The sequence below is a fragment of the Bacteroidota bacterium genome (assembly GCA_018692315.1).
Lineage (GTDB): Bacteria > Bacteroidota > Bacteroidia > Bacteroidales > JABHKC01 > JABHKC01.
Genome location: JABHKC010000170.1, coordinates 1 through 10,627, shown reverse-complemented (window position 1 = coordinate 10,627; position 10,627 = coordinate 1). Strand labels below are relative to the sequence as shown.

Below are 10,627 nucleotides of genomic sequence, written 5' to 3'. Positions count from 1 at the left end.
TGTAAGCGTACATGTACGCTTATATCTTCTTTGTCTTTAGAAAAATGTACGTTTACACACGGAATTTTAGGGTATAAGCGTACATTTTTATTATTCTGATTAAAGTAGGTCATCTATTGGGTTTTTAAAATTTCTAAAATTATTTTCTGAAACATGTGTGTAAATTTCTGTTGAACTAAACCCAAACCACCTAATTCAGTAATAATCTTGTAATTTCATCTTTTTTAATTTTTTAAAATGTAAATATCAAGAAAAAAAATGAATTTATTGTAGAATCATGTAAGAAATTTTTGACAAAAGAAATAGCCCTATCAAAAAACAGGGCTATTTCTTTAATTTAAATTAAAGCTTTTTAGTGAGAATCTTTCCCAATATATTTAAACTGGTCGCCGGTTTCTTTAATAATTTTTTTATACCATTTTTCTCCATATCCGGGTTGATCCACTTTTGCAGGCTTATATTTATATCCCTCAGTAATTTCTTGAGATTCTTTAATATTGCCATCCATATATTTTAAGAAAAGGTATTTATAGAAATCTTTCCATTCGCTTGTTAAATCATCTCCGGTTGTAACCGAATAATTTGTAATTGCTTTTATTGCTTTTTTAAATTTTAATTCTTTCCAGTTTTTATCATTTTCAGCTATCTGACTGATATACAAAGTTTCGAGTTTGTTTTGTTTTTCGGCAACCTCAGGATGAATATAATTATATCTTGTGTATGTTAGATTTGAAACTTGATTAAAAGCCCAAAAAGCTGCATTATCAGACCATTCCATCATTGCACCATTTCCAACAGCGAAAGTTTCAGGAACTTTATTTGCTGCTGAATACATTGGAAAATAAACTGTGCTAGCAGCATCGTCAACACTAAACCACAAAATTCCACCAATTTGACGTGGGAGCCACGAACGACTTTGAGCGACAAATGAAAATCCTGTTTGTTGTGTGGCTGTAGCTCTTTCGTTGCAATACATAACATCATCAACTTTCCATGTTAATCCTCTCCAACGATAAGGACATTCAAACGGACCTGCACCAATATCATTTCTCATATCCAATTCAGTACCTTCCAAATGGTCGCGCATGAAATTCATCATATCGTGGTTTGAAACTTTTTTGTCTGGCTTAATCCACAAAGGCATACGGTTAGAAGCATATTCATTAGGATCGTTATGCTTAATATGACCTTTTGCATATTCCCAATGTTTATCCATTCCACCTACAACTGCATTAAAGAAAGCCCAAACACGGATTTCGCAGAAACGGGCACCACCAAAATCAACAGGTGCATAAGTATCGGAAAAGCTAAAATCTTTGTCTTTGCCTTTGAACCAGCCTTTTCCTTTTGCAAAAGAAATCACATCAGGTGCAGTAAAAGTGTTTGCTTTTGGGTCATCCCATTTATTTTCTTTTTGGTATTCGAAAGTGGTGATTCTTGCTTGATTTGCGTGAGCACAAACATATCCGTCAGGAACTAATCTGGCAACCCATATTGCTCCTTTTTCACCTTCACCTTTTCCTATAAGTTCTAATATCCAAACTTCATTTGCATCAGAAACCGAAAATGATTCTCCAGAACTATAGTAACCGTATTCAGCCATTAAATCTGTAATTATTTTTATGGCTTCACGAGCAGTTTTCGAACGTTGAAGAGCAATATATATCAAACTTCCGTAGTCCATAATTGCTCCCTTTTGAGATTTAAGTTCTTTTCTGCCGCCATAAGTAGTCTCGCCAATAGCAACCTGCCATTCGTTCATATTTCCGGTAACATTATAAGTTTGCCTTACTTGTTTTATTTTTCCAAGAAATTTCCCACTATCCCAATCATAAATATCGAGCATTGTGCCTTCTTTATATTTTTTTGCAGCCCAATAATATAATTCTCCGTAAAGAACGTGTGAGTCCGCAGCATAACTAATCATTGTAGAACCATCTGTTGAGGCTCCTTTTGTTATTAAAAAATTTGTGCATGCTTCAACTGAACTAATCTGAAATACAGATATTAATACAATTGCAAAAAATAATTTTAGTCTGTTCATAATAACCATTTAATAAATTAATAAATTTCAAAGGGGGCAAAAGTAGAAAAAAAAATATATTGAGAAAAATGACCTTTCTGGATCAAATTCTTTGTTCATTTGAAACAATAGATTCTAATGGTTTTTTTGAATAATGGAAAAATGATTGCTGAAGTTTATTGTGCAAGCGGGACAGTAAAAGAAAATTTGCTTCCTTCATTTAAGGTGCTTTCCACCTGGATGCTTCCATTATTTTTCTCAACAAATTCTTTACATAGTATTAGTCCGAGACCAGTTCCCGACTCACCTTGAGTACCTTTCGTAGAAATATCTTCGTCGAGTAAAAATAGTTTCTTTAGATTATCTTCTGGTATGCCTACTCCAGAATCTTGAACGGATATTTCACAGTACTTTGAATTAATATTTACTTGAATCTTTATTCTTCCGCTGTCAGTAAATTTAATAGCGTTCGATATTAAATTACGCAATATGGAATTAAGCATGTTGATATCAGCATAAACAAGTACATTTTCTTGAGGATCAAAACTAATGTTTAATGATTTGGATATTGCGATATTTTCAAGGAGTTCTATGCTCGATTGAATTATTTCGTTGATCTCTATTTTTGAGGGATTATGTTTTATCCTATTGGTTTGTGTTTGCGACCATTTTAATAAATTAACCAATAAATCAAATGCAGTACTCGAAGAATTATTGATAGCTTTAGAAATTTGAATAATCTCATCTTTATCAAAATCATCTATACTATTTTTAAGAATCTCACTCAGTCCAAGTATTGAATTGAATGGAGATTTCAGGTCGTGAGCAATAATCGTAAAGAAACGATCTTTTATATTGTTAGATTTTTCCAGTTCGTTGGCTAAGAATTGCAAATTATCTCTTTGCGATTCAATTTCATTTTGGTTACTTTTGAGTAGGTTGTTCTTTTTTCGAATTTTATTTACAAAAAATAAGATTCCTATGAAAATAGCAATTAGAAAAACTACACTTACAAATAAAAAGTAATTATAGATTTCTTTACTTCTGATGACAAGTTTTTGGCTTTGAATTTGTTGTTCTTTCTTTTCAGTTTCGTATTTCGTATTCATTTCAGAAATCTGCTGATTTTTAGATGCATTAAATAATGAATCTCTAATTGTACAAGCTGTCTCGAGCATATAATACGCATTTTTGTAATTATCTATCTCTATATACAAATCGGCTAAGAGATAAGCAGAATTTTCTTTATAGATATAATTTTTATTTATTTTGGCAAATTCAAAAGCTTTATGTGCAAATACTAATCCTGAATCGTGCTCACCAATTTTGTAATATGTCCTTGCCAAATTGATATAAATATTAATATTTTTTTCTTGTTCGCCGCCATTTTCTTCATTTTTTCTTATTGCATTATAATAAAGCGGGATTGCTTTAGCGTATTCTTTCTGATTTGTATAAATAGCTCCCAAAATATCATGGTTATTTGGAATAAGTCTGTTAAATCCAATTTCTTCGCAAACAATAATTGATGAATCGGCAAATTTTTCGCTAAGTTCAAAGTTTGGATATTCAAAATATATTGCCGCAAAACGATAATATGAAATTGCTAACTTTCTCAAATTATTTGCACTTTTTGATAAACTGACAGCTTTTGTGATATATCTAATCCCTGCATCAAACTGTTGGGCAGCTCTGCAATGTTCTGCCAAATCAGTCAGACATTTAATTTGTTGGTTTATAGTTCCATTTTTTTCGCAATATTTCAATAATTCCAGAACAGATTTTATTGCTTCAGGAAGATTTCCAATGTCTTTATAAGTTGCTCCAAGCAATAATGATCCATTGTAGTAATAATATAAAGAATTGATTGTCTTTGCTTTATCGACAACTTGTTTTAGCAAACTTATTGCAGTGTCAGGATTTATTGTACGGTATGAATATGACAAATCATAAAGTTTACTTAATCTGATAGAATCCTTGTAATTACTACTTGTTTCTGAAGAAGTTTTCCCAAATTGTTCACTATTTGCTTTGAGAGAATTATTATCTAAGAAAATCAATATAATAGTTAAAACTACCAAAAGGATTACTTTATTAATATAAAAACATAATAGCCTTAGTCTCAATATCATAATATAAATTTTAAACAAAAATAGTATAATTATTAAGAAATCTAAATTATGAAATCCTTATATTAGAATTTGTTCTCAACAATATCTATTGTTTTGGTTTTTTGTTGAAATCTGAAGCTCAGAAGATTGATTCGTTTTCTGTATTTGAAAACTCACTTATAAATTGAATATTGAGGGAAATACAATCAACTTGCAAGTGGAATACTAATTGAGAATATACTTCCTTCATTTAATGTGCTTTCCACTTTGATGGTTCCATTATTCCTTTCAATAAATTCTTTACAGAGAATAAGCCCAAGACCTGTTCCTGACTCACCTCTTGTGCCTTTAGTAGATATGTTTTGATCAAGTTGAAACAATTTTTGAAGGCTAGCTTCAGATATACCGATTCCAGAATCTTGAATAGATACTTCACAATGCGTTGAATTTATATTTACTTGAATTTCAATGTTTCCATTTTCAGTAAATTTTATTGCATTTGACATTAAATTTCGCAATATAGTATCAAGCATATTAATATCTGCATAAACTTGTACATCTTCTTTAGGTTCAAATTTAATATTTAAGGATTTGGATTTTGCTATACTTTCATGAAGATCTATATTAGATTGAATTATTTCGGTGATATTTATTTCGGTGGGATTATATTTTATTCTATTCGTTTGTGTTTGCGACCAATTTAATAAATTTACTAATAGGTTGAATGCTTTGTTCGATGCTTTGTTGATAGCATCAGAAATTTGTTTAATATCATCTTTATCATAATTCTCAATGCTATCATTGAGTAAATCGCTAAGCCCAAGCAAAGAATTGAATGGCGATTTCAAATCGTGAGCAATAATTGAAAAGAAACGGTCTTTTATGTTGTTTGTTTTTTCCAATTCATTGGCAAAAAATTGTAACTCATCTCGTTGAGTTTGAATTTCGCAGTTTCTATCGTTCAGAAGTTTGTTCTTTTTTCTGATTTTAGTAATAAATATAATTGACCCTATAAATACTCCAAGCAAAAAAACTACACTTGCAAACAAGAAATAATTATTAATTTCTTTGTTTCTGATAATGAGTTTTTGATTTTTGATTTCCTGTTCTTTTTTTTCTGTTTCGTACTTGGTAATTGTTTCTGAAATTTGCAAGTGGTTGGCTGCATTGAATAATGAATCTCGAAGGTTTGCTATTGTGTCAAGGTAAAAATAAGCATTTTTATAATCGTGAATAGCAGAATATATTTTAGCCAACAGAAAACCTGAATTTTCTTTATTCATTAAAATGTTATGGTTTTTTGAATATGTATAAGCTTTGTTTGCATATATAAGTGCAGAATCATTTTGTTCGCAATAGTAATATGCTCTGGCTAAATTAATTAATGTAGTTATTTGTTCTTCACGATCATACTGATTACATAATTTAAGTGCCTTGTAATATATTGATATCGCATTTTTATAATTATTTTGTTTAGAATATACTGCTCCTAAAATGTCAAGATTGCTTGGTATGAGTGCCATAAATTCTATTTTTTCACATTGCAACAATGACGAATCGGCATATTTAACAGTTAAGTCTAATTCATTACATTCAAAATAAATGGCGGCTATTCTATTGTATGCCAAAGCTATCCATCTTGGGTCTTTTGCATTATGGGAAACCACAATCGCTTTTTTCAAATAATTTATTCCTGCATCGAATTGTTGAGTAGCTCTACAGTGTTCTCCCAAATCAGCAAGACATCGTGCTTGCTTATCTGTATCTCCATGCTCCTCGCTCATTTTCAATATTTCAACCATTAGATTAATTGATTTAGAAGTTTTTCCATTAAACTTGTAAATTACACTTAGTAAGGATGAAGCATTGAAATACAAATCGAAAATATCCTTTTGTTTTGCTCGCTCTATTGCTTTAGAAATATAATAAATTGCAGTATCCGGATTAGTGGTTCTGTAAAATTCAGCAATACTTTGGAGATTTTTTATATAGTCTGTATCGTTTTTATATGTGTCAATTTGGGCTAAAAGGCTGTCGATATTTATATTAGAAGCTTGTAGAAAGTTGTTTTGACAAGCTATTGAAAGTAAAGCTATAATAATAGAAATGTGAACTTTATAAAATAGCAAATTATTAAGTATTATTTTTATTTTCATTTCTATACTTTATAAAAACAAAGATAACAATTTCCATTTATAATATTGAAAAAGTGTAGAATTCAGTTGAAAAAAAATCTGAATCGGTCTTATTCAACAATCTACAAGAGTTAGGTAATTTATAGCGACTTCTAAAAATAGTAAATTTCTTACGCCTTGAAATTTACTATTTTCAGAAGCCCAATTCTGAAATCTTACTACATATTTATCGATTATCACAAAAACTACTTCTGAATTTTGGAGCAAATTTATTCGGTTTTTGTTTCGCAGGCATCGCCCATACAGTTTGGTTTTTCTACGGGTTTTTTCAACAGTTTCATCCTTATGGATAGCTGATATAGCTTACAACCCACACAAATTCCAAAAGCAGTTTCGAGAAACAAGATTAGCAAACAAGTGAGGCATAACAAACATACCGGATCAAAATATTTTACATCTTCTAACAAAAAAAGTGATAGAATAAAAATCGCTACAGACAAGGCTAAACCAAGACTCCATGCAAATTTTTTCTGAATTGCCCCAATTGGCAGCGATGATTGTTTGCGAACAAAAATATAACCAACAAACATTGTAGGTGCAAATTTTGGATTTATAAAAATTCCTATCAAAAAATTTAGCACCAGAAATCCTGCTATATATGGAATTATCTGGTATTGTTCCAAAATAAAACCATTGATAGATGCAATGATTCCCAAGAGCAACATTATTCCGGCACTTGCCCTAATTGTTCTTTCGTCTAAAACTTTATAGTTATGTCCCTCAATGTATTTTCCAAAACTGATAACTGACATGATTTTCTTTTTTTTAGTGAATAAATGTATTTTAAAACAATTCTTAATTATTTGTGATTCTGATATTTACAATTTCCGATTTGTTTCCAACTTTGATTGGTACAACAGCAGTTCCATAGCCCGACGAGACATAAAAATGGGTATTTAGCTTTTTTAAATATCCCCAGTCTTCTTCAAAAATTAATCCTGTAATGTAATTGAGCGGCCAAAACTGCCCATTATGAGTGTGCCCCGAAAATTGTAAATCGATAGGATATTCTGCTGTTTTTTCTAAACTAAACGGCTGATGATCTAACAAAATGACAGGAAGTTTAAAATCAATATTTTTGCTTAGCTCAGCTATTGACTTTCGTTCTTTGCCGTTTATAGCTCTCCCCTCTTTGTCGTCTCTGCCAATAATATAGAATTTATTATCAATATTTATTGTTGTGTCTTTTAAAATATTGATGCCATTTTCTTCAAAATAATTTAAATCTTTATATGACCTGCTAATGTATTCGTGATTTCCCATGCAAGAATATACACCGTATTTTGACTCAATATTTTTGAAATATTCCAACAATTTGAAATGTTTTACAAGCTCAAGATTATCGTCAATAATATCGCCGCCAATAATTACCAAATCGGGTTTTAGATGATTTATTTTGTCAATTAGTCTTTTTGTTTTCTTTTTGTTTACAGAAATTCCCAAATGTATATCGCTCACAGCAACTACATTCAAAGATTCAAAACTACTTTCACTTTTGTTGATTGAAATATCTAACTCTTTAACATTCAGTTTTTGAGCATTAATGTAGCCAAATACATAAATTGCTGTGATAGTAACTAACGAAATTATGCCAATTATAGCTTTAGTTTTTTCATAATTATTAACAACAATTGATGGATAAAAAGGAACAATCGAGTTTGCCGCTCGAATTAAATCAAAAACAACAACAAAAAGCAAAGAATAAAATAAATATCCCGCAGCTACAGCACCAATTTTGACAAGTGAATTGCTAATTATTCCTATCGAATAATTCTCAACTATTTTTCCAATAAAAAACGATGTCATTAGAAAAATATATACAATTATAATTAGTTTTGAACTTGAAAAAAGCCCTGAAAAACTTTGTGTTGCTCTTATGTAAACATAATATCCGCTTGAGCCTAAAACTATTAAGAAAATTGAAATTGCTATTATAATTCTCATTTTTATTTACTGTTAATATGTTGCTTTTTGTTGTTTTCTTTTTGGCATTGAATTTAAATATATTGTGGCATTTTTTTTTGAGAATCAAATTGTGTTTTTACTATTTTTATTTTTTATTAAATCTTTAATTTTAGAACGAATATTCATTCCATTTTTTCTGCAAAAAAAACATTTAACTCTTAATAGCATCCCAAGCCATTAGAACAAATTCTTTTTTCTCATTTTCATTTATATCCGGATTATTCATAATACTGGCTGATATTGCTCCTTTCGTAAATATCAATAATTGATAGCTATCAATTATTTTAATAATTCCTTCCTTTTTTCCTTTTTCAAATATTTCTAAAATAGGTACAACTAATTTGTTTACTTTTTCTGAAGCTTGCTTCGAAATTTTTGGAGAGTATGAAAATACTTCAAGGAATTTATATTCTAATGGATTGTTTAAATAAAAATCTGATGCTCTGAGCATTGTATCAACAAATTGTTGTTTTACAGGTGCATTTTTATCTAAAGCACTCTGAATGTATGTAAACATTTTAGTCTTAATTTCAATGTAAAGTTCATTAATCAGCTTGTCTTTCGATTTGAAATAATTATACATTGTACCGATTCCGCATTTTCCCTCTTTGCCAATTAGCTTCATAGAAGTGGCCTGCTCTCCTTGTTCTACAAAAAGTTTTAATGCAGCCCTCAATATTTCATCTCTCTTTTTCACTTTGCAAATATAATACTTTTAGAATGAATATTCCAATTTTATTTTAAACTACCTTTAAAATAAGTCCAACTCACAATCCACACTTTTGCTAATCACAAAAACTGCTATATAGACTAAAATTTGCAAAATAGAGCAATCTTTCCAATCCATTGAAAACACTACTAAGGAAACACTTTTTAATATTTTGTAGAGCATATACTTAAAAATAAAACGAATTCTTATTTGGTATTTTGAAATATATGTTTTACTTTTGTAGCCGTATTACTTAAAAATATAATTTTTTGAAAGCAGTATTGAAACATATATCAAGAATTCAAACAGGAGTATTTGCAAAACCAATTCAAAAGGGTGAAATAGTCTATTTGCAGGCTAAGCACTTTGATGTAAATGGTGAGATTTCAGAAATACTATACCCTGATTTAGAATCCAGTAGTAAAATTGAAAAGCACTTACTTAAAAAAGGAGATGTATTATTTGCGGCGAAAGGCTCAAAGAATTTTGCAGCATGGTATGAAAATGATGAAATGCCAGCAGTTGCTTCAACCTCATTTTTTGTTGTGAGACTTACTGATGACAATGTGTTACCTGGTTATTTAACTTGGTTTTTAAACCACCCAAAGACACAGAGATTACTAAAAGGACAAGCAAGAGGTTCTTCCATTGCTTCAATATCAAAAGCAGTTTTGTCTGAACTGGAAATTCCAATACCCAGTATTCAAAAACAAGAATTGATTTTAAGGATTTTCAAGCTACGCAATAAAGAAAGAAACTTAAAATATCAAATTGAAAATCTCAGAGAAATAGAAATACAGAATTTATTAATCAATGCAATTAAATAAACATCATGGCTAAACAGATAACACAAGAAGATATAAACAATGCAGTTTGGAAAGCTTGCGATACTTTCCGAGGAAGTATTGACCCAAGTGTATATAAAGACTATGTACTGACTATGCTTTTTATTAAATATCTAAGTGATGTACATGACGATAAGTACGAAGCATATTTTAAAAAATACAATGGAGAGCAGGAAAGAGCAAAAAGAGCCATGCAACATGAGCGTTTTGTTGTTCCAGAGCACAGTCATTTTAAGTTTTTATTTGACAGCCGTAACGAAGCTAATATTGGTGAGCTGATAAATATTGCATTGACTGATTTAGAAGAAGCAAACCGTGAAAAATTATACAGCGAAGACGGTGCTGGTATTTTCCAAAATATTGACTTTAATAACAGTAAACTTGGTGAACCCAAAGACAAGAACACCAGATTAAGAAATCTCTTACTTGATTTCAACGACGACAAGCTGGACTTGCGTCCTTCTCATCTTGATGGCAACGACATTATTGGCGGAGCTTATATGTTCCTTATTGAACGTTTTGCTAGCGATGCCGGGAAAAAAGCGGGAGAGTTTTTCACGCCTAAAGAAGTATCTACTTTAATTGCTAAACTGACCAAATCCTTACCCGGTTCACGAATTTGTGACCCGACATGTGGCTCAGCTTCACTACTTATTAAAGCAGGTGAAGAAGTTGGTTCTGACAATTTCTCACTCTATGGACAGGAAGCAAATGGTAGCACATGGGCATTAGCTGTTATGAATATGTTTTTGCATGGTTTTGATGATGCAACAATTCGT

8 protein-coding genes are annotated in these 10,627 nt (G+C 30.5%); 2 read left to right on the top strand and 6 right to left on the bottom strand.

Annotation, left to right across the window (positions count from 1 at the left end; all coding sequences use genetic code 11):
• Positions 1-352: 352 nt before the first annotated feature.
• The 6 genes from HN894_13075 to HN894_13050 form a co-directional block, all read right to left on the bottom strand.
• Positions 353-2,053: a dipeptidase gene (locus HN894_13075; protein MBT7144253.1), complete on the bottom strand. Its 1,701-nt coding sequence runs from the start codon at positions 2,051-2,053 to the stop codon at positions 353-355.
• 146 nt (positions 2,054-2,199) lie between these two features.
• A complete protein-coding gene (locus HN894_13070; protein MBT7144252.1) occupies positions 2,200-4,155 on the bottom strand; it encodes a tetratricopeptide repeat-containing sensor histidine kinase in 1,956 nt (651 codons plus the stop codon).
• A 185-nt stretch (positions 4,156-4,340) separates the two neighbouring features.
• Complete coding sequence (locus HN894_13065; GenBank protein ID MBT7144251.1) at positions 4,341-6,290, bottom strand: tetratricopeptide repeat-containing sensor histidine kinase; 1,950 nt, start codon at positions 6,288-6,290, stop codon at positions 4,341-4,343.
• A gap of 248 nt (positions 6,291-6,538) precedes the next feature.
• The gene (locus HN894_13060; GenBank protein MBT7144250.1) at positions 6,539-7,081 is read right to left on the bottom strand and encodes a DUF4395 domain-containing protein; all 543 of its coding nucleotides are present in this window, start codon (positions 7,079-7,081) and stop codon (positions 6,539-6,541) included.
• Positions 7,082-7,124: 43 nt separating this feature from the next.
• Positions 7,125-8,273 carry a metallophosphoesterase gene (locus tag HN894_13055; protein MBT7144249.1) on the bottom strand — a complete coding sequence of 383 codons (1,149 nt, stop codon included), beginning with the start codon at positions 8,271-8,273 and terminating at the stop codon, positions 7,125-7,127.
• A 172-nt stretch (positions 8,274-8,445) separates the two neighbouring features.
• A complete protein-coding gene (locus HN894_13050) occupies positions 8,446-8,991 on the bottom strand; it encodes a TetR/AcrR family transcriptional regulator (GenBank protein ID MBT7144248.1) in 546 nt (181 codons plus the stop codon).
• Positions 8,992-9,272: 281 nt separating this feature from the next.
• Here HN894_13050 and HN894_13045 point away from each other — a divergent pair, with 281 nt between their 5' ends.
• Both HN894_13045 and HN894_13040 read left to right on the top strand, forming a co-directional pair.
• Positions 9,273-9,830: a restriction endonuclease subunit S gene (locus HN894_13045; GenBank protein ID MBT7144247.1), complete on the top strand. Its 558-nt coding sequence runs from the start codon at positions 9,273-9,275 to the stop codon at positions 9,828-9,830.
• 5 nt (positions 9,831-9,835) lie between these two features.
• Positions 9,836-10,627 (top strand): SAM-dependent DNA methyltransferase (locus HN894_13040; protein ID MBT7144246.1); only part of this gene is annotated, 792 nt, incomplete at its 3' end.